Annotated in this window: 16 protein-coding genes and 1 pseudogene; 7 read left to right on the forward strand and 10 right to left on the reverse strand. The window is 55.3% G+C overall.

What is annotated here, in order from left to right:
* Positions 1 to 496 precede the first annotated feature (496 nt).
* Together ACN5AZ_RS17305 and ACN5AZ_RS17310 are read right to left on the reverse strand one after the other, a co-directional pair.
* Positions 497 to 1,525 (reverse strand): IS110 family transposase, encoded by a 1,029-nt coding sequence (locus tag ACN5AZ_RS17305; protein ID WP_419430159.1) that lies wholly within the window; start codon positions 1,523 to 1,525, stop codon positions 497 to 499.
* 334 nt (positions 1,526 to 1,859) lie between these two features.
* Entirely contained in the window at positions 1,860 to 2,798 is a 939-nt protein-coding gene (locus ACN5AZ_RS17310; RefSeq protein WP_419430160.1) for a hypothetical protein, read from the reverse strand.
* A 498-nt stretch (positions 2,799 to 3,296) separates the two neighbouring features.
* On the opposite strand from ACN5AZ_RS17310, the pseudogene ACN5AZ_RS17315 reads away from it, so the two are divergent.
* A pseudogene (locus tag ACN5AZ_RS17315) lies at positions 3,297 to 4,103 on the forward strand (IS5 family transposase); the annotation flags it as partial.
* 210 nt (positions 4,104 to 4,313) lie between these two features.
* Here the strand turns inward: ACN5AZ_RS17315 and ACN5AZ_RS17320 are convergent.
* From ACN5AZ_RS17320 to ACN5AZ_RS17330, 3 genes are all read right to left on the reverse strand, one after another.
* Positions 4,314 to 5,480, reverse strand: coding sequence for a nucleotide sugar dehydrogenase (locus tag ACN5AZ_RS17320; RefSeq protein WP_419430161.1), 1,167 nt, complete (start codon positions 5,478 to 5,480; stop codon positions 4,314 to 4,316).
* Between the two features lie 110 nt (positions 5,481 to 5,590).
* Positions 5,591 to 6,310, reverse strand: coding sequence for a YjbF family lipoprotein (locus tag ACN5AZ_RS17325; protein ID WP_419430162.1), 720 nt, complete (start codon positions 6,308 to 6,310; stop codon positions 5,591 to 5,593).
* The gene (locus tag ACN5AZ_RS17330; RefSeq protein ID WP_419430163.1) at positions 6,289 to 8,439 is read right to left on the reverse strand and encodes a YjbH domain-containing protein; all 2,151 of its coding nucleotides are present in this window, start codon (positions 8,437 to 8,439) and stop codon (positions 6,289 to 6,291) included. The genes ACN5AZ_RS17325 and ACN5AZ_RS17330 overlap by 22 nt, the downstream gene beginning before the upstream one ends.
* Before the next feature lie 166 nt (positions 8,440 to 8,605).
* Between ACN5AZ_RS17330 and ACN5AZ_RS17335 the strand changes: the two genes are divergently transcribed.
* The 4 genes from ACN5AZ_RS17335 to ACN5AZ_RS17350 all read left to right on the forward strand — a co-directional run bounded on the left by ACN5AZ_RS17335 (position 8,606) and on the right by ACN5AZ_RS17350 (position 12,024).
* Complete coding sequence (locus tag ACN5AZ_RS17335) at positions 8,606 to 9,556, forward strand: KpsF/GutQ family sugar-phosphate isomerase (protein WP_419430164.1); 951 nt, start codon at positions 8,606 to 8,608, stop codon at positions 9,554 to 9,556.
* Positions 9,557 to 9,586: 30 nt separating this feature from the next.
* On the forward strand, positions 9,587 to 10,375 hold the full coding sequence (locus ACN5AZ_RS17340; protein WP_419430165.1) for a 3-deoxy-manno-octulosonate cytidylyltransferase: 789 nt from the start codon (positions 9,587 to 9,589) through the stop codon (positions 10,373 to 10,375).
* Positions 10,372 to 11,205, forward strand: a complete 834-nt coding sequence (gene kdsA, locus ACN5AZ_RS17345; RefSeq protein ID WP_419430166.1) for a 3-deoxy-8-phosphooctulonate synthase — start codon at positions 10,372 to 10,374, stop codon at positions 11,203 to 11,205. Before ACN5AZ_RS17340 ends, kdsA begins: the two co-directional genes overlap by 4 nt.
* A gap of 153 nt (positions 11,206 to 11,358) precedes the next feature.
* The gene (locus ACN5AZ_RS17350; protein WP_419430167.1) at positions 11,359 to 12,024 is read left to right on the forward strand and encodes a sugar transferase; all 666 of its coding nucleotides are present in this window, start codon (positions 11,359 to 11,361) and stop codon (positions 12,022 to 12,024) included.
* 63 nt (positions 12,025 to 12,087) lie between these two features.
* Here the strand turns inward: ACN5AZ_RS17350 and ACN5AZ_RS17355 are convergent, their stop codons facing one another.
* On the reverse strand, positions 12,088 to 13,116 hold the full coding sequence (locus ACN5AZ_RS17355) for a replication initiator protein A (protein WP_419430168.1): 1,029 nt from the start codon (positions 13,114 to 13,116) through the stop codon (positions 12,088 to 12,090).
* A 283-nt stretch (positions 13,117 to 13,399) separates the two neighbouring features.
* Between ACN5AZ_RS17355 and rfbC the strand changes: the two genes are divergently transcribed.
* Complete coding sequence (gene rfbC, locus ACN5AZ_RS17360; RefSeq protein WP_419430169.1) at positions 13,400 to 13,960, forward strand: dTDP-4-dehydrorhamnose 3,5-epimerase; 561 nt, start codon at positions 13,400 to 13,402, stop codon at positions 13,958 to 13,960.
* On the forward strand, positions 13,960 to 14,997 hold the full coding sequence (gene rfbB, locus ACN5AZ_RS17365) for a dTDP-glucose 4,6-dehydratase (RefSeq protein ID WP_419430182.1): 1,038 nt from the start codon (positions 13,960 to 13,962) through the stop codon (positions 14,995 to 14,997). Before rfbC ends, rfbB begins: the two co-directional genes overlap by 1 nt.
* Before the next feature lie 161 nt (positions 14,998 to 15,158).
* Here the strand turns inward: rfbB and ACN5AZ_RS17370 are convergent, their stop codons facing one another.
* The 4 genes from ACN5AZ_RS17370 to ACN5AZ_RS17385 form a co-directional block, all read right to left on the reverse strand.
* Positions 15,159 to 15,302, reverse strand: a complete 144-nt coding sequence (locus tag ACN5AZ_RS17370; RefSeq protein ID WP_419430183.1) for a transposase domain-containing protein — start codon at positions 15,300 to 15,302, stop codon at positions 15,159 to 15,161.
* 508 nt (positions 15,303 to 15,810) lie between these two features.
* Complete coding sequence (locus ACN5AZ_RS17375; protein WP_419430170.1) at positions 15,811 to 16,758, reverse strand: glycosyltransferase family 4 protein; 948 nt, start codon at positions 16,756 to 16,758, stop codon at positions 15,811 to 15,813.
* Between the two features lie 147 nt (positions 16,759 to 16,905).
* Positions 16,906 to 17,655, reverse strand: coding sequence for a glycosyltransferase family 2 protein (locus ACN5AZ_RS17380; RefSeq protein ID WP_419430171.1), 750 nt, complete (start codon positions 17,653 to 17,655; stop codon positions 16,906 to 16,908).
* Positions 17,656 to 17,713: 58 nt separating this feature from the next.
* Positions 17,714 to 18,703: a glycosyltransferase gene (locus ACN5AZ_RS17385; RefSeq protein ID WP_419430172.1), complete on the reverse strand. Its 990-nt coding sequence runs from the start codon at positions 18,701 to 18,703 to the stop codon at positions 17,714 to 17,716.
* Positions 18,704 to 18,709: the final 6 nt, after the last annotated feature.

An 18,709-nucleotide genomic window follows, 5' to 3' on the forward strand; every position in this document is an offset into this window, starting at 1 on the left:
TTCCGTCGTGTATGAGGGGGTCAATTTTGGACGCCGATAAGGGGTCAAAATTCGGTGCCGATTGACAGGAAAGATCAGACATGGCCGCATAACTAAGACAAATCAGCCTCCGGCAAACCCGGCGCGGTTCAAAAATTCCATGTCGATCACTCCACATCCCCCCAACCAAAACCGTCGGGGAAGTGTGTTCACATGGGTCAATTCTCAGTGACAATTTATGGGGCTACCAGGTCATGTATGGATACCCCCGTTCGCGCAAGATGGTTTTTCGACATAATGACGTGTGATCGAGTGCGGTCATGTATCAGGCCTGTTGTGCGGCAATCAAATGACCGCTGGCCGGTATGGAGCTGCGCGGCTTTGATGCAAAATCAGTTCTGCGGGCTCTTGGCCCATTGACCCGGATGCGTTTTCAAAACCGTCGTCACCGATCTTTTGTCCTTACTGTCTATAACCTCCTCACACGCCGACTTCCACTACTGACGGCTTGATACAATCAAGCTGCTGTCAGACGTGGATCTCTGTAATCTTCTTTTTGCGTTTCCATCGCCCACAGCGTTCGAGCCATCTTGTTGGCCAGTGCGATCGCCGCCACCTTGCGGGGCTTACGCTGGAGAATAGAATGCAGCCAAGTCCCTGGGGTTGTTCCTTTGCGGGTTGCCCACCGAATAACTGACATCGCGCCGATGATAAGTAGTCGCCGGATATCCCGTTGCCCCATCTTCGACGTTCGGCCCAAGACCTGTTTGCCGCCAGTAGAATGTTGTCGTGGCACCAGCCCCAACCAAGCGGTGAAATCCCGACTGCGCTTAAAAACAGAGAGAGATGGAGCAAAAGCCTCTATCGCCATTGCGGTAATGGGGCCAACTCCCGGCATAGTCATCAACCGTAATGAAGCATCAGTTCGAGCGGCTTCTTGTTTCAGCGTCGCCTCCAACTTCAAAATGCGAGATGATAGATCATCGATTTGCTCAAGATAGGTGTGAGCTGTTTCGACAACCAGAGGTTCCACTTCAGCAGCGGCTTCATCAATCAGCCGCCGGATATTTGCCAGATTGGACATGCCTTGCGGCGCGATCAGCCCGTGTTCTGCCAGATGCGCACGCAGAGCGTTGATCGTTTGCGTTCTTTGCCGGACGAAAAGCTCTCTGGTCCTGAAAACCATAGCGCGCGCTTGTTGTTGCGGCGACTTCGGTTCAACAAATCGCATAGTCGGCCGGCTGGCTGCTTCGGCTATGGCTTCTGCATCAGCGGCATCATTCTTTTGGCGCTTTACGAAAGGCTTAACGTACGCAGGTGGCACCAGCCGCACATTGTGTCCCAAAGCACCTATTTCACGGGCCCAGTAATGTGCCGTAGCACAGGCCTCCAACGCCACTACACAGGGCGGCAGGTCCGCGAAAAATGCCAACACTTGGCCTCGGGACAGCTTTTTGCGAATAGCAATGCCGCCATCAGCTGTGGCGCCGTGAACCTGGAAAACCCGCTTTGCCAAATCTAACCCAACGATGGTAACTTGTTCCATGGATGCTTCCTCCTATCAGTGATGTGACCCACATCACCTTGGCACATTGCGATGCCGTCGGGAGGGGGTATCCACCCCATCAGTTCTCAGTGACAATCAACAGTGCAGCGGGTATTGACCTGATCTTGGCCGGCTTTTCAGCATTCGGCATGAGTGGCGCCACAGAAATTAAGCCGGCCTAATTTTTGTATTGTCTTAGAAAGCCAATATTCTGCGCCGATTAACACCTTTTCGCGCCCTTCTCTCGCGATTTCCATTAGGGTAATTTATTCTCAAGTGAGCTGGCGGTGTCTCTAATTTGGAGATAAGGGTAGCTTGTCGCTTTGAATTTTTTCTAAAGGTGGTGCGTATCTTTGAAGTATGCCGCAAGGAACTTTGCATTGCTTTCGGCAAATAGGGTTGCGATGTCGTCCATTTCTTTAGGCACCACTTTTCGACGTGACTTGAAAGTTGCCATGAGTATTAATTTCTTTATGGCCCAATTAATTGTGCTGGAGGTGTATTTTTTTATGGTGCTTCTATCCGGAGTTCGGGGAAATGCCGCGTTTACCATTTTGAATAATCGCATTTGAACTTTTGTCAGGCTTTCGTTGTTTTTTTCTTCCGGAAATTTTAAGTTGAGTTTTTTAGCGTCAAAGTTTGCAGCGTCCATAAAGTCACGTCGGACATCTCCCCCAATTAGCATGTCTCGCCTAAAGATGCGAAATTTGCAGTTTTCTATCCCAAAGATAGAGCTCCAATTGTCGCCTATACTTTTAAAGTTATAATAGTAGTTATTGGGGGTTACGCTAGACATGAACTCGGACACACTCTGAGTGTGTCCAAATTTAAGTGATGTTGAGTATAATGATAAGGCCATTTCAGGTTGTCGTCGGAAGTAGCAAACGACTGTAATGCTATCAAATATGCTGTCTAAATCATTTTTTATTTTTTCCAGTTCACTTTTTCTAGTAACTCTGCTGTGAAAGTGCTCCGATGAAATTATCACAGTGCAATTGGATGGAAGTTTTTCACTCACTTCTCGCTCAATGTTTTCTTTGAAGCCTAGAAAGTATTCGTTCTTCTCCCGTGCTGTTTTAATGCCTTTTCTTTCGGACCACTCATCTAGCATTTGTGAGTAATATGCCGGAAGCATCCTATTGTTGGGTGTTTCAAGTGTGTCTAGTAAATATATTCCGCCTCTCTCTAGCGCTATGCGATTTTTATACAGCCAGGCTTGCAAAGATGTACTGCCTGTTTTTTCTGTGCCAATGTGGAGAATGCAGTTTTTCATTTTGATGGCGCCCTAGGTTTTCCCCGTAATTTAGTTGAGGTGTGATGTTTTATCAATATGAAAGCTGCCTTGTTTCTGAACTTTTGCTGCATGCGGGATTTGTGGTCAAGCTGGACAATTTTACATGTATATAAGTGTTCTTTAGTAGCGTCTCGTTGTGTCTGCTTGTAGCGGTTGTCACTGCGGTTCCGGCAGAGTGATTTTATTAGTACATAGCGCGTTGGCTGTTGCGTTAGCGGGAGGCATTATGAATATAAAGGAGCCGAATCCTGTTGTGGTAGTTTTCGTTTATGGGGTATATATCGACCTGATATTTATATCGTTTCTTTCGGGGGTTCTTTTCAGTGGCATCTTTTTTGTGTCCGGCAGTGGTTTGTCAGGTCAGCTCGCTTCATGGGCTTAACTTGCAGATTGGAAAGGCAAGGTGTCATTTGATGCGGCTTTGTTGCACAAATCGGGTGATAGATTCATCTCGCGGATCCAGCATGATAGCTGGGCGGCAAGCGTGGTCGGCAACACAGCTTCAGCGATGCAGCGAGCCAGACCTGTTTGACGTTGAAGGTTCTGTTTGGGATGCCGCTCAGGCAGACGACTGGGTTGGTGCAAAGCCTGCTACGGCTGGTCGGTCTGGACTGGGAAATGCCGGATTTTAGCGCGCTATGCCGTCGCTAGCAGACCCCGAATGTCAGCCTGTCCTATCGTGGCGGGAGCGGCCCGCTGAACCTGCTGATTGATAGCACAGGCCTCAAGGCCGAAGGTGAAGGCGAATAGAACGCCCGTAAGCATGGCGGCCAGAAACGCCGGATATGGCGCAAGATACACATTGGTATCGATGAAGAAACGTTGGAAGTTCGCGCTGTCGAAGTAACCACCAGCAATGTCGGTGACGCGCCAATGCTGCCAGAGTTGTTCAACCAGATCCCAGCCGATCAGGTCATCGGGTCAGTGACGGCCGACGGGGCTTATGATACACGCAGATGCCATGACGTGATTGCTGCCCGGAATGCCTACGCCGTCATACCGCCACGCAAGAACGCAAAGCCGTGGAAACCAACATCCGCCGGAGCCGTTGCCCGGAACGAAGCGGTCAATGCATCGCGATACCTTGGTCGCGCCATCTGGCGACGGTGGAGCGGGTATCACCGACGAAGCCGTGTCGAAACCAAGATGCATTGTGTAAAGTTGATGGGGCAGAGCCTCATGGCTTGGGGCTTCGACCGCCAGGTCGCAGAAATCCAAATCCGTGTTGCCGTCCTCAACAAGTACACCGCTCTGGGCATACCTGCTACTGAGCCCATAGACTGAATCCGTCCGGGGGTAGGGGAAGTTCGGACTACAACCAATTTATGCAACAAAGCCGGTCGTGAGCCTAAGCCATGCGGGCCGCTTGTGCCGAACTTAGGTGCTATTTATCGTATTATATCAATACTTGGAGTGTTTCGCAGCCGAAGATTGCAGGCAAGTAAAACCGCAGATTTAAGGGTGGGGCAGGGGCTGGCCCCCTGCTGTGCGTGTTTAGTCAGCGCCAAAGAGGTCGCGGGTGAACACCTTGTCTGCCACATCGCGGATGTCGTCGGTCAGACGGTTGGCGATGATCAGCTCGGCCTCGGCCTTGAAGGCGTCGAGATCGCGGATCACGCGGGAGTGGAAGAAGTGATCGTCTTCCAGCACCGGCTCGTAGACGATGACCTCGATGCCCTTGGCCTTGAGCCGCTTCATGATCCCCTGGATCGACGACTGGCGGAAGTTGTCGGAGCCCGCCTTCATCACCAGACGGTAGATGCCGACCTTTTTCACGCCGCGCATCAGGATCTGATCCGACAGGAAATCCTTGCGCGTGCGGTTGGCGTCAACGATGGCGCGGATCAGGTTCTGCGGCACGTGAGAGTAGTTGGCCAGCAGCTGTTTGGTGTCCTTGGGCAGGCAGTAGCCGCCATAGCCGAACGACGGGTTGTTGTAATGGCTACCTATGCGCGGATCGAGGCTGACCCCTTCGATGATCTGGCGGCTGTCCATGCCGCCGGCCAGCGAGTAGCTGTCGAGCTCGTTGAAAAACGCCACACGCATCGCAAGGTAGGTGTTGGCAAAGAGCTTGATGGCCTCGGCCTCGTCGGGGTCGGTGAACAGCGTCGGCACATCCGTTTCCTCGGACCCGTCGAGCAGCAGCTTGGCGAAGGTTTCGGCCCGCGCGGACTGTTCGCCCACGATGATGCGCGAGGGGTGCAGGTTGTCATAAAGCGCGCGGCCCTCGCGCAGGAACTCCGGGCTGAAAATCACCTGATCGGTTTCCAGACGGCGCCGCACGTCGCGTACAAAGCCCACGGGGATGGTCGATTTGATCACGATGGTGGCGCGCGGGTTCACCGCGATGACCTGCGCGATCACCGACTCCACGCTGGAGGTGTCGAAGTAGTTGTTCTTGGGGTCATAGTTGGTGGGCGTGGCGACGATGACGTAATCCGCGTCCACATAGGCGGTGTCGGCATTGGTCGTGGCCTGCAGGGACAGCTCGCGGGTGGCCAGAAAATCCTCCAGCTCGGCGTCGACGATGGGGCACTGGCGGTTGTTCACCATATCGACCCGTGATTGCGTCACATCGACGGCGGTGACCTGATTATGCTGCGCAAGCAGCACGGCGTTCGACAGCCCGACATAGCCCAGACCCGCGACAGAAATTTTCATATATTTCTCCTATATGCTTCCGCGTGAACCATACTGCCTAGTAAAATGCCGGGCCTTTGGCAAAGGTAATGTTTTTTAGTGGCGGGTGTTTTTAATTTGCTCTTATTTTTCTAATTGCGGACGTAGGCCAATTCTACAAAACCAATAATTTCTCCGAGCCACTGCCGACCACGCACGATTATACCATCGCTATCAAATACATGTACATTGCTGAAGGATTGGGGCTTGGTGGTTGCGTCTCGTGCGACGCAATCCACGGTCACTGCAGTCTCTGCGCTGTCAACCGGCCCGAGGGCTAGGTGCGCTAGGTGCTGGCTGTTGCCGAGACGGGTCGTGCATAGGTAAACAAGCGTGGCTGTCACGCCCTCAGGGGTCAGGAAGCGTTGTGCGTAGTTCGCCTGACCGGCTGCACGGGCTGTGATCAGCGACAGCAGCTGGTCTTCTTCGACGGACATCAGATCGCCGCCCAATCCGCGTGTTGCGGTGACCATACCGTCGCGCAGGACAATCACATTGCGGTTCTGGTTGCCGAAAGTGGCGTAGGCGCCGTTGGTTTCGATCTCTGTCAGCAGGCCTTGCGCGCCGTCGCGTTTCTCGAACACGAACAGTGCCACGGGGGCCTTGGTGGATTGCAGCACCTGTGCGATTTGCGGGGCCGTCAGCTTGGCCGGGGGCGGGGTCTGGCCGGTCAGTTTTTGCGTCAGGGACTTGACCGCTTGGGCCTGGGGACCCGTGTTATTGCCACAGGCGGCGAGGGTCAGAGCCAGTGTCGCGGCCAGTGCGGGGCGCAGAATGCGGGTCAAAGTGTTCATCGCCAGAAGCTTCCCCATGTGTCGACCACATTTGGTTCGTGGTAATCGCGGACCTGATCGTACAGGCGTCCGCGGACATTCAGGCGCGCGCCGCCATCGCGTTTCAGCGACTGGATGGTCAGGTTGTTTTCTTGCCGTGTGGGCTGTCCGATCAGGCTGGCGATCGGGATGGTAAAGCGGATGCCCTTGTCAAAAGAGCCTTCGCCGTAATCCTCGTAGGAGACATCGGTGAAGGTCGCATAGGCGCCGATGCTCCAGCCGTTGGCAAATTCGCGGTCCAACGAGATCGTGGCACCGTAATCACCCGCCAGATAGCGGCCCGCATCGATCTGCCCGTGAAAGCCGTTGCCAAAGGCGTAATAGGCCGACAGGTGACCGTTGAATTCGGGGATGTCGCGTTCGATGCCGGTCACCGGATCGGTGGTGGTCATGTCCTGGAAGCCGAACAGCTGGTCAAAGTCACGGCGCTGGACGTAGTTCAGCTCGGCCCCGAGGGCGAGACGGCTGTCCACCGGCTTCCACAGCACCTCGGTCGAGACGCCGCCATACATGTCCTCAAGGTAGCCTGCGGTGACACGGCTGTAGACGTTGCGGCCCAGCCGCCCGTAATGGGCCAGTTGCAGGTATTCGATGGTCTGGTCGCCTTCGGCGGAGTAGGCGTATTGATCGGTGCGCACACGGGGCAGGGCGGACTCCCGCAGGGTTTCCACCTCGTCGCGGTTGCCCTCCAGCCGTTGCACCACAGAGCCCGACAGCTCCAGCCCGGGGGTGATCTGGTAGGTTGCCGCCAGACGCAGGCCCACATCCACGCGGACAGGTTCGTCCGGATCAAAGAACGAGAACGACAGCGCCGGTCCCAAAGACCAGTCGAGTTGCGGATAGATCCCGGCGTCGACCTGCGGCGCGCGGCCGTAGGCGTCGGAAAAACGCACCCTTGGCTGCAGGCTTGCGGCAGCCTCGTGTTCGTAACGCTCCAGATCGGTCCGGGTTACCACCACGGAGGCCAGCGGCATGCCTTCGACCACGGGGATGATCTCGAACTCCTCGACCGAGGCGGGCAAGCTGCGGGTCATGGCGCGGGCCACGCGGCCGATGGCCTGGGCCTCGGCCTGATACTTGGGGTTCACCACGCGCACCGTGGCGCGGCGGCTGTCCAGTGTCATCCCTTCGAGGGTCATGCCCTCTTTGGCGATCAGCCCGGCCAATGTGCTGCGGGCTGCGGCCTGACGGGTGCTGTCCTGCGTCCAGCCCAGATCGGCGGCGGATCCTGCGGCGCGTGGGGCCACGGGCAGACCTGCAGGTTCCAGCCCGCCGGGAACGCCACTTGTTTTCGGGTTAGTCAGAAAGGAGATCTGCGCCCCCACCTCGTCGCCCAGCACATGGTACAGCGACAGCTGTGTGTTGCCCTTGTTAAAGGTATAGTCGAGGCCGACGTTGACCGGACTGCTAGGAGCACTTTCTGAGCCGGTTTTGGTTTCCCTTACGTACAGGTCAGAGGAGTATTCCAGCTTAATTCCTAGGTTCTCATTCGGAGTGTATTTAATTCCACCGAAGGCTGCGACAGAGCCTCTGAACCAGCGCTGATAGGTCAGTTTTCCGCCTCTATCGACATCATCCGAAGTCCGCGTACCAATATCGAAAATCGGATCGCGGCTGCCTAGGCGCCCCCACCCAAGGCCGCTGCTTACACTGAACGCCGGGGACAGGTTTTTGGTCGCGACGACGTATTCGCCACTATACACACCGCTTCCCAAGATATCATTGAAGCCTACAACGACACTTGGGCGATATGTGCCTTCCGACAAAAGCTGATATCGTAAATCAAAGCTGCGATCATAACGTGTGCCGCCGTCAAAATTGAAATCTTCCAGCGAAGCATATCGGAAGCTCCCCGACAAACGAGGTGCGATCTGGAAGTATAAGGATGACCGTTGCGTCTGGCCGAACCTAGAGATCGTTGCGGCAAGTGTTGCATCTGGTAACATTTCTGCAGTTGGAAGATCAATCAAGCCGGGTGAGCCGTATAGGTTCAAACTCGGCCTCGCATTTTGCGCCGTATTCTCAGCAAGAGCTGCTGAACATGTTAGAACCAACGCTGTGCTGGACAGGAAGCGCATGATAGCGAGGCGAGGTTCGAGAACCAGCATGGTGGGTTTGATCCTTTCAAGTCTGGTGCTTCATAGCCGCCGGCTTGCATGCTGTCTACGTTATGAGGGCCTATGTTGCCGGTAGCGGTTGATCTGTCACTTTTTGCGCAATTGGACAAACAAGACCACTCCCGCTATCAGCGCGGCAGGTATTAAGAGGCGCGTCATGTCCCGACACCCGACTGAAACAGCGCGCGGCGTTCTTGAAATAGAGGCCGCGGCCCTGACCCGGCTGGCCAACGAGCTGCCCGCCTGCTTTGACAGCGTCGTCGAGATGCTGCTGACCATCTCAGGGCGCATCATCGTCTCGGGCATGGGCAAATCGGGCCATGTCGCGGCCAAGATGGCGGCGACTTTTGCCTCCACCGGATCACCGGCGCAGACCGTCCACCCCGGAGAAGCCAGCCACGGCGATCTGGGCATGATCACCCCGAATGACGCGGTGATCCTGATTTCCAACTCGGGCGAGACCAAAGAGCTGGCCGATATGATCGCCCATTGCGCGCGGTTTTCCGTGCCCTTGGTGGCGATGACGCGCAAGGCGGCCAGCACGCTGGGACAGGCGGCCGATCATGTGCTGCTGATGCCCGACGCGCCAGAGGCCTGCGCGATTGGCATGGCGCCCACCACCTCGACCACCATGGCGATGGCTTTGGGCGATGCCTTGGCCGTGGCGATGATGAAACACCGCGGCTTTGACCGCGCGAATTTTGCGGCCTTCCACCCCGGCGGCACGCTGGGCGCGCAGCTTTTGCGCGTGGCGGCAGTGATGCACAAGGGGGACGAGCTGCCCGTGGTCGGCCCCGACACGCCTATGTCCGAGGTTCTGCTGACCATGTCGCAAAAGGGGTTCGGCGTCGCCGCCCTGATCGAAGACGGTCGTCTGGCGGGCATCATCACCGACGGCGACTTGCGCCGCAACATGGACGGGCTGATGGCGCGCAGCGCCGGTCAGGTTGCCACCCGCGACCCCATGACCACCACGCCCGACACCCTGCTGCTCGAAGCTTTGGGCCAGATGAACACCCACAAACGCACCGTGCTTCTGGTCACCGACGGCCCCCAACTGGTCGGCCTGATCCACATCCACGACGCGCTGCGCGCAGGCGTCGCCTGAAATGCCATTCCCCAAGGGCAGGACACTCCCATGAAAACCGTCATCTTCATTCCCGCCCGCTATGCCTCGACTCGGTATCCGGGCAAACCGTTGGTTATGCTCAAGGGCGCGACCGGCACCGAGAAATCGCTGATCCAGCGGGCGTGGGAGGCGGCGAAATCGGTGCGTGGGGTGGATGCGGTCTATGTGCTGACCGATGACGGGCGCGTCCGCGACGCCGCTCAGGCGTTTGGCGCCGATGTGCTCATGACCTCGGACAAGGCGCGCAACGGCACCGAGCGTTGCGCCGAAGCGGTCGCGCAATTGCCCCAGCCGCCAGAGGTCGTCGTCAACCTGCAAGGGGACGCGCCCCTGACCCCCACATGGTTCGTCGAGGCGCTGATCGCCGCCATGGACGCCCCCTCGGTGCAGATGGCCACGCCGGTGCTGAAATGTGACCCCGAGACCCTGGCGAACTTTGTCACCGACCGTCAGGCGGGCCGCGTCGGCGGCACCACTGCCGTGATGCGCGGCGATGGCACGGCGATCTATTTCTCCAAGGAAGTGCTGCCTTATGTCGGCAGCTTGGACACCCCGCCGGAGGTCTGGCACCATGTGGGCGTCTACGCCTATCGCCCCGCCGCGCTGGCCGCTTACATGAGCTGGCCCGAGGGGCCGCTGGAACGGGCCGAGGGGCTGGAACAGCTGCGGTTTATTGAAAACGCCACCCCCATCACTTGCGTCCCGGTCGAGGGCCGGGGCCGCGTGTTCTGGGAGCTCAACAACCCCGTCGACGTCGCCCGCATCGAAGGCGTGCTGAAAAAGGAAGGCATCGCATGACCCCCGTCACCATCCGCGACATCGAGATCGCGCAGAACCGCCCCTTTGCCCTGATCGCAGGGCCGTGCCAGTTGGAAAGCATGGATCATGCGCGCATGCTGGCGGAACAGACCGCCGCCGCCTGTGACGCCTTGGGGATCAAATGGATCTTCAAGGGCAGCTATGACAAGGCCAACCGGTCGAGCCTTGAGGGCAAGCGCGGGCTTGGCATGGATGAGGGGCTGAAGATCCTGCAGACCATTGGTCAGGAATTTGGCGTGCCGGTGCTGACGGATGTGCATGGGCCCGATCACTGCGCGCCGGTGGCGCAGGCCGTCGACGTGCTGCAGATCCCCGCATTCCTGTGCCGCCAGACCGACCTGTTGCTGGCTGCAGGCGAAACCGGCGCTGCGATCAATGTGAAAAAGGGTCAGTTCCTTGCGCCCCACGACATGGGAAACGTGGCCGAGAAAATCGCCTCCACCGGCAACAGCCGCATCATGCTGTGCGAGCGCGGCACCTCCTTTGGCTACAATATGCTGGTAAGCGACTTCCGCGCGCTGCCGATCATGGCCGAAACCGGCTATCCCGTGGTGATGGACGCGACCCATTCGGTGCAGATGCCCGGCGGTATGGGCAAATCCACCGGCGGCAAACGCGAATATGTCGAACCGCTGGCGCGGGCCGCACTGGCCGTGGGCTGTGCGGCAGTGTTCATGGAGGTCCACCAAGACCCCGACACCGCCCCCAGCGACGGGCCGAACATGCTCCGCATCGAAGACCTGCCCCGGGTGCTCGCCGGGCTGAAGGCGATCGACGACCTGACAAAACGGACAAGTATTTCCCCATGAACAATGTAAAAATTGTGTAAAAACTCATCTATAGTGGCGGAATACTATGCTTTCAGGCCTGCCTCAATTGACTCATCAAAGAGAGATGTCGTAGGTGAAACAAGCTGCCCTTCAGTAAGGCAATTTCCAAATCCCCATATCTGGGAGGGTTGAATGTTTGATATTCAAATGATCGAAGCGCCAGAGTTGCTAGACCGCGATGAGAGAAGTGTTGGTAACGGGGGATTTTCATCATCTAGTTTCTTAATATCAAAGAGATTTTTTGATGTTTGTGTTAGCCTGCTGTTGCTGCCTGTGCTGGCGGTTATTGCAACCTTCCTTTTAGTCTTAAACCCTTTCTACAATCGAGGCGGGGTGTTCTATACACAGCGTCGCATGGGGCGAGAGTGTAAGCCGTTTGTTGCTTGGAAATTCCGCTCGATGGTCGATACGAAGGAGGTCAAACGTGGTGCAGATGCACCTCTTGAGCTTGACCGCATCACGCCATTGGGCGGCTTTTTGCGTAAGTCTCGGATTGATGAGCTGCCGCAGGTTATCAATGTTCTCAAAGGTGACATGAGCTTGATTGGCCCGCGTCCCGATTACTATGATCATGCGCTTGAGTTTCTCGAGCGTGTCCCCGGTTATCGGGCGCGCCACCAAATTCGACCGGGTATCTCTGGACTGGCCCAGACTGAACTTGGTTATATCCAAGGTGTGGAAGCGACTGGCCGCAAGGTGCGTGCGGATCTGTACTATATCTCAAACGCAAGTCTGCGCTTGGATACTTGGGTATTCTGGCGGACCCTGTCCGTTGTATTCAAACGCGCCGGTGCCTGAAAAAAGTGTTGAAACAGCAAAAAGGCCGGGCTTTATGACCCGGCCTTTTCTGTTGTGCAGGCTCTACGCCGATCCGCGCCGCGCCATCCATTTGCGGCAAAAGCCGAGATAGGCCATCTCGGGGTTGCGCGGGACCTCGGTGGCCCAGTCGCGCCATTCGGCCTCGATCATACGCACGTCCCAGCCCGGCGCGGCGGCCCGCGCCATGTCGTAGACCTCCGGATCCAGCGGCGGGATATCGACAGAGGCCTCGGCACCCGGACCCACCGTGCCACGGGACCGCGCGATCATGTGGTCGCGCTCGTCATCGATGCGGATCTGGTAGTCGGGCATGTGGTTATAGGCCTCGTCCTCCTTGGCGATGGCCATGACCAGCCGCCGGAATTCACGCAACGTGGACCCCGATCCGCATTTCTTCTGCAGGACTTCCATCGAGACGCGCCATTCCTTTTGCCGTCCACAGTGCTTGCGCGACAGCTCGTAGATGCGGCGTTCCAGCGGTTTGCGCAGGCGGAAATACTCGCGCGACAGGGTCAGCACCTCCTGGGCGCGGATCGCGTTGAACACCCAGTCCGACAGTTTGACCTCGACCTCCTGCATGCGGCCGTCGCGGGTTTCGCGCACGATCTTGGCCCGCTCGATCAGGCCGAAGGTCTCGAAGACCTCTTGCCCGCCGGTGGTGATGTTGGTCGAGATCCGCGTGCCGGCCAGCCGCTCCATCGCCGCCTTCAGCAACTGGTAGCCGCGGCCGGTGGTCATGCGGTTGGTGGCCTTCAGCAGATCGGCGGCCTGAAAGCGAATGACCTGCTGCGGCTCTTTTCCTTCGTTCATCCCCTTGATCAATGACGAAATACAGTAGATGAGCACGTCTCTGTCATGGACCGTGGCCAGCCCGTCGACGGAGGGTTTGATTTCCACGGTGATGTTGTTGTGCTCGTAGCGGCGCGGCCGGGTGTCCGGCTTTGTCGACAGCGAGAAGATCGGGTGCTCCATAGACCCCACATCGCCCTTGGGCGCCGCGTCTAGAATGTCGCAGACGAAGAAATCGCCTTGCGGGTGCCGGTCAGGCAGCAGCGGGGAATGATCGGCCATTGCGGTCTCCTGTTCGTGTGGTCAGCAGGGGTGTCGGGGGAGCGACACTTCACACACAAAGCACCTTACAACGACACTTCACACACGCCAAGGCCGAAACGACACTTCGCACACGCGGCAACGACACATCACACACGCCTCGTGGCGAAAACCTGAGTCGGGACAAAGAGTTGCAGGCTCACGCTAGGCTCGGGATTTTCTGCACGGGGCAGGGGCTGTGATCTTGGATGGAGCGGGGTGGCCTGATAGGGCGTGGCTTGAGAATTTTGAAGAGGTATAGGTCATGGAAATCGAACGGACGCCGCTGGACGGTGTGGTGGTTCTGACGCCCAAGCGGTTCGGCGATGCGCGCGGTTTTTTCTGCGAAAGCTGGAATGCACAGCGTATGGGCGCCGCAGGGCTGAATTATGACTTTGTGCAGGACAACCACTCCCTGTCCATGACCGTGGGCACGCTGCGGGGGCTGCACTACCAGAGCCCGCCGCATGCGCAGGCCAAACTGGTGCGCTGCGGACGTGGACGTCTGTGGGACGTGGCGGTGGACATCCGCCGTGGCTCGCCCACCTATGGCCAGTGGTTCGGCACGGAGCTGTCATTCGAGAACGGCAAGCAGCTGATGATCCCTGCGGGGTTCCTGCACGGGTTCGTCACGCTCGAGCCCGAGACTGAGATCGTCTATAAATGTACGGACTACTACGCCCCCGACTGTGACGGGGCCGTGGCCTGGAATGACCCGGATCTGGGCATTGACTGGCCGTTGCAGGGGACGCCTGTTCTGTCGGATAAAGATACCGCAGCACCTCGCCTTGCCCAAATCGACACCCCTTTTGAATGGAACGCATGATGAAGATCCTGATCACCGGCGGTGCCGGCTTTATCGGATCCGCCGTGGTCCGTCGCGCGATTGTCGACGGTCATGCGGTGGTGAACCTCGATGCTCTGACCTATGCCGCCTGTCTCGACAATGTGGCCTCGGTTGCCGATCATCCCGACTACGCGTTTGAACAGGCCGACATCCGCGACCGCGCCGCGCTGGACCGGATCTTTGCCACGCATCGCCCCGATGCGGTGATGCATCTGGCCGCAGAGTCCCATGTGGACCGCTCGATCGACGGACCGGGCGATTTCATCGAAACCAACATCACGGGCACCTTCAACCTGCTGGAGGCCGCGCGCAAATACTGGACCGAGGCGGGCCGCCCCGAGGCTTTCCGCTTTCATCATATCTCGACGGATGAGGTCTTTGGCTCGCTCGGCGCCACTGGGCAGTTCACGGAAACCACGTCTTATGACCCGCGCTCGCCTTATTCCGCGTCAAAGGCCGCGTCGGACCATCTGGTGCGCGCCTGGGCCGAGACCTACGGGCTGCCGGTGGTGCTGACGAATTGCTCTAACAACTACGGGCCGTTCCATTTTCCTGAAAAGCTGATCCCCGTGGTGATCCTGAACGCATTGCATGGACGGTCGATCCCGATTTACGGCGACGGGTCCAACGTGCGTGACTGGCTGTATGTCGAGGATCACGCCGATGCGCTGCTATTGGTGCTGCAGAAAGGTGCGCTCAATCGTAGCTATAACATCGGTGGCGAGAACGAGCGGTCGAACCTCGAACTGGTGCAGACGATCTGTTCCATTCTGGACAGGCTCGCGCCCAAGGACGGGTCCTATGCGGATCTGATCACCTTTGTCACCGACCGCCCGGGCCATGACGCCCGCTATGCCATTGACCCCACCCGCATCCGTGACGAGCTAGGCTGGCGGCCTTCGGTCACGGTCGAAGAGGGCTTGGAGCGCACCGTGCGCTGGTATCTCGACAACCGCGGCTGGTGGCAGGCGCTGTTGGAGCGCGACGGTGTGGGCCAGCGTCTGGGGCAGGGCTGACCCCCTGTAAAAGCGGCGCCGTTCAGGCGTCGCCCTCATTCCGCTGAGCTCGCCAGCCGTTTGAGATAGGCGGCATAGACGGTTATCCGGAACAACTTGGCCTGCGCTAAAAGCTATTCGCGGTCATTCCAACGTAAGCGCTGTCTGCGCCCCACGCGGGATCAGCTTGACGTGGTGAAGCTCCAGGGCAGAAGCTCGTCGATCCTGCTGGCCGGGTGACCGGCGGCGATCGCTTCGCGGGTCGCCTTGAGGTAGGCGAAGGGTTCCACGCCTTTGATCTTCGCGGTGGCGATCTGAGAGGCGATGAAGGCTCAGGTGCCGCCGCCCTTGTCGTGTCAGGTGAACAGTGCGTTCTTCCTCGTAAGGGCAACGGGATGGTTCAGGTACTCGATAGAGTTAGAGATCTTCTCGAATTGGCAGGCATACAGGAAGGTCTGCAGGCCCACTGTAGGTGGGTGCGCTCAGCCGCAGACTAGCCGTCATCTTGACGAAAATGCTCTTTTCATACCAACGCACCGGCGCAAGCCACTACGATCGGAGGAGGTGAGCCAACTCAAACCCAGTCTGTCATCGACACTTGGCTTACTCAAGGTTTTTTTGGGGGAAGGTCCCAGATTGGCCATCTGATCTTTAGTCAGCCGAAAAAGATCACTGATGTCGCCAAACTTTTTCAACGCGTTGAATAACGCAGTTCGGTCGCCATCAATGCAGACTGACCCTAGCCTGACATGGGATTAAACTTAATAACAAAATCAAAAGATGCTCTACGTTGATACCACGTGAAGTGCAGTGGCCAGTAAAAGCCGATTTTTACTATTTCGCACTAAAAAGTATATTATAAAAATCTTCGCAAACCGATTCCCAAGTAAAGCTACTGAGATCGGGGACGTCTCGCTCAGCGTCCAAAGCAGTCTGTATTGCGTTCAGCACTTCTGACGAGCTTTCGAAATTCACCACGCTACCTCCAAGGGCGTGTGAAAGCTCGCTGAAAACCGGTATATTTGAGGATACTACCGGCAGCCCTCTAGCGCGGGCCTCGATATATGGAATTCCAAACCCCTCTAATTCGGAAGGAAACACGAATATTCTACTTTGGTCGTATATTTCGATTAGTTCCGAAGTGGACAATCCCGAAAAAAACGTAACATTCATACCATTTACGCGAGCAAATTCTTTACACTGACTTAAAGTCCCTAAGTCACCTCCGACAAAAGCAACTGATTTTTTGCAGCTACGTAAGTGTTGAAGCAAGCGCAAATGCCCTTTATGTTTGGCGAAGTTGGATACATACAAAATATCAAAAGACTTCTCTTTATCTTCTAGCTGCCGCTGAAGCCATGCTTGAGCAAGCCCATTCCGAGAAATTTGTATCGCTTTCGACGGCAGCCGCAAGCCGCCAACCAATCTATCCTTTTCGGATTGAGATACCGTTATAACTGAATCACAAAATCGTGTGGCAAGAAAATAATACAACCAAAGAAGCCCTCCCCCGCGTCGCCTATGTTCAGTAGTGAATTTTGCATCATGAATAAACTGAAATATCTTTGCCTTTCCAAAGCGGAAACCAAGCAAGGGCCCTTCTAATACAACAGAAGACACACTTAAACTCCGAATGATTTTACTGGCTTTAAACCCAAGAAAGAATCTTTTTCGAAGTGACGTGTCCAAATTGAAAAAATGAACAGTCGCACCAGGCATATCAGAAAATGGCCCAACTACGTGTACATCTACGCCCATATCATTAAGCGCTTTTGCAACCATGGACAGACGAACATATGTTCCGGATACATTGGACTGAGCACGATATGGGCTGTAGAAACAAACCGACGGTTTACGGTTAGGTATAGTGTCGCCTGAGGTGTTCATATTGCCGTGTTCCCTAGCTAGAGAGCAAGTAGAATATATGTATTAGAATCTGCGGCCTGACGCCAGGTGAATTGCGTTCAGACCGGCTTGGATAGCAGGCGATCCATGTGCCCGCAGAAACTTATAGTGCCCAACAGTTGAACGCTGCATTCTAAAAAACTTATCCATTTTCGTGGAAGACCCACCTCCTGAATGAGAGATCTCAAACTCCGAAAGCAAAAAAACCTCCGCTCCTTTTGCCTTTGCTCGGATGCAGAAATCAAGATCTTCCGCATATAGGAAAATATCCTTATTGAAGCCTTGGACCTTCCAGAAAAACTCTCTATCCACGACCATACAAGCTCCCGATACATAACTTGTATAAATCTTCTCAAGCTTCATTTCCTCTGAGCTCAGCGTTCTTCTTTTATAAAGCAAACTTGCGTTGCCGGGTTGCTCCAAAATAGGAACTTCGTTTTTGCCATCCCTAATAAAGGGTCCCCATATGGAATACGGCTTAAAATCTCCAGCTCTTCTTATCAAGCCCTCAACGCAGCGCCTATTGATTTCAATGTCAGGGTTGACAAATATAATAATATTGGACGAACTCTTTTGGGCACCAGCATTACATGCTCGCCCAAAGCCGACGTTACCTCCAGTATCAACAACCACGGTGCGGGAGCTAACCGGTTCAAAATCACCACTATTATCCGCAACTATATACTCGACATCAAAAACGGAGAGCAGATCTTCAAGCTGGTTTATTAGATGGCTGGACTTGTAATTGACCGATATGAAGCTAACGCTTTTCATAGAGACGCCCCTTAATTAGTAGTAATGTACATTCGCTACGACATGTTTATTCATGGAATCAAGCATCTATCCGAAGAAAACTCTCCCATGTTTTCCGAATAGTATTTGCATCAAACTTTTTAAGGCTGGAGGGCTTCGGCGGATGAACCAACAAACTTCTAACATGAGAGCATTTTTCAACTATGTTGGCGCTCGGTTCTCTTAAATAGGGGGACGTCAATCCCAGGATTTCTTCAGGGCCATAATCTCTTGGACAGGAAACAGCCGTCCCCGAAGCCAAGGCCTCGAGTATAGATATACCGAAGTTTTCAGTGCCCTTCATATTAGAAAATAGGATTTTGGAATTAGCCAACGCTGAGAACTTAGCGTCTGTATCGGAGAGGTTTCCTAGATAATCTAGATTGCTTAAAGCAGTTTCTGCTTCAAGAACATCTTGAACTAATGGCCCTGAACCCGCCACCGCGAATTTGAGGTCGGTTAATTTTTTTGGTATATCCAAAAACTCCAGCAACCCGCGCTCATCATTCAACCTACCAAAAAATATAACATCATAGTATCGTGAGTGCCAAGGAGGCAGTACGCTTTGCGATTTAGCAAACTCACATGTTTCGGACGTGTGGTACACGACATGTGAAGATCTACTTACCGAGTGACCGATCTGTTCCACAAATACCTTCTTTGCAAAATTCGTCACAAAAGCAAGGCTAGCACCCTTGAAATTCAAATAGAATCCAATAATAGATTTATGAAAAATGTTCGTCTTGTGAGAACTTAAATGTAGAATGTACCTTCCAGGCGCAGCAGCCAGAATTAATAGTGAAGCTATCGCAACAAAATCCAGATTTCCCGCTACAATATATCTATTTGAAGAGCGCGCGCTTAATGCCAATCTCAAAAATTTAAACGGCTGTTTTGTTATCGCAACGCTATCCGTAATGAGGTGTGAAATAGCATTGACATGCGACTTGCTAGTGGACCTCGGGTGGATATATATAACTGATTTATTACCGAGGTCTTCGAGATACTCAGGTGGGGCATCTTGTGTCATTGTGGC

The sequence above is a fragment of the Sagittula sp. SSi028 genome (assembly GCF_048553715.1).
Taxonomy (GTDB): Bacteria; Pseudomonadota; Alphaproteobacteria; order Rhodobacterales; family Rhodobacteraceae; genus Sagittula.

Bases quoted from the DNA above. Each gene is read 5' to 3' on its own strand.
- ACN5AZ_RS17380 (WP_419430171.1), bottom strand. From the start codon at position 17,655: ATGAAAAGCGTTAGCTTCATATCGGTCAATTACAAGTCCAGCCATCTA.
- rfbC (WP_419430169.1), top strand. From the start codon at position 13,400: ATGGAAATCGAACGGACGCCGCTGGACGGTGTGGTGGTTCTGACGCCC.
- ACN5AZ_RS17355 (WP_419430168.1), bottom strand. From the start codon at position 13,116: ATGGCCGATCATTCCCCGCTGCTGCCTGACCGGCACCCGCAAGGCGAT.
- ACN5AZ_RS17350 (WP_419430167.1), top strand. From the start codon at position 11,359: ATGTTTGATATTCAAATGATCGAAGCGCCAGAGTTGCTAGACCGCGAT.
- rfbB (WP_419430182.1), top strand. From the start codon at position 13,960: ATGAAGATCCTGATCACCGGCGGTGCCGGCTTTATCGGATCCGCCGTG.
- ACN5AZ_RS17340 (WP_419430165.1), top strand. From the start codon at position 9,587: ATGAAAACCGTCATCTTCATTCCCGCCCGCTATGCCTCGACTCGGTAT.
- kdsA (WP_419430166.1), top strand. From the start codon at position 10,372: ATGACCCCCGTCACCATCCGCGACATCGAGATCGCGCAGAACCGCCCC.
- ACN5AZ_RS17320 (WP_419430161.1), bottom strand. From the start codon at position 5,480: ATGAAAATTTCTGTCGCGGGTCTGGGCTATGTCGGGCTGTCGAACGCC.
- ACN5AZ_RS17305 (WP_419430159.1), bottom strand. From the start codon at position 1,525: ATGGAACAAGTTACCATCGTTGGGTTAGATTTGGCAAAGCGGGTTTTC.
- ACN5AZ_RS17375 (WP_419430170.1), bottom strand. From the start codon at position 16,758: ATGGTTGCAAAAGCGCTTAATGATATGGGCGTAGATGTACACGTAGTT.
- ACN5AZ_RS17385 (WP_419430172.1), bottom strand. From the start codon at position 18,703: ATGACACAAGATGCCCCACCTGAGTATCTCGAAGACCTCGGTAATAAA.
- ACN5AZ_RS17325 (WP_419430162.1), bottom strand. From the start codon at position 6,310: ATGGGGAAGCTTCTGGCGATGAACACTTTGACCCGCATTCTGCGCCCC.
- ACN5AZ_RS17330 (WP_419430163.1), bottom strand. From the start codon at position 8,439: ATGCTGGTTCTCGAACCTCGCCTCGCTATCATGCGCTTCCTGTCCAGC.
- ACN5AZ_RS17310 (WP_419430160.1), bottom strand. From the start codon at position 2,798: ATGAAAAACTGCATTCTCCACATTGGCACAGAAAAAACAGGCAGTACA.
- ACN5AZ_RS17335 (WP_419430164.1), top strand. From the start codon at position 8,606: ATGTCCCGACACCCGACTGAAACAGCGCGCGGCGTTCTTGAAATAGAG.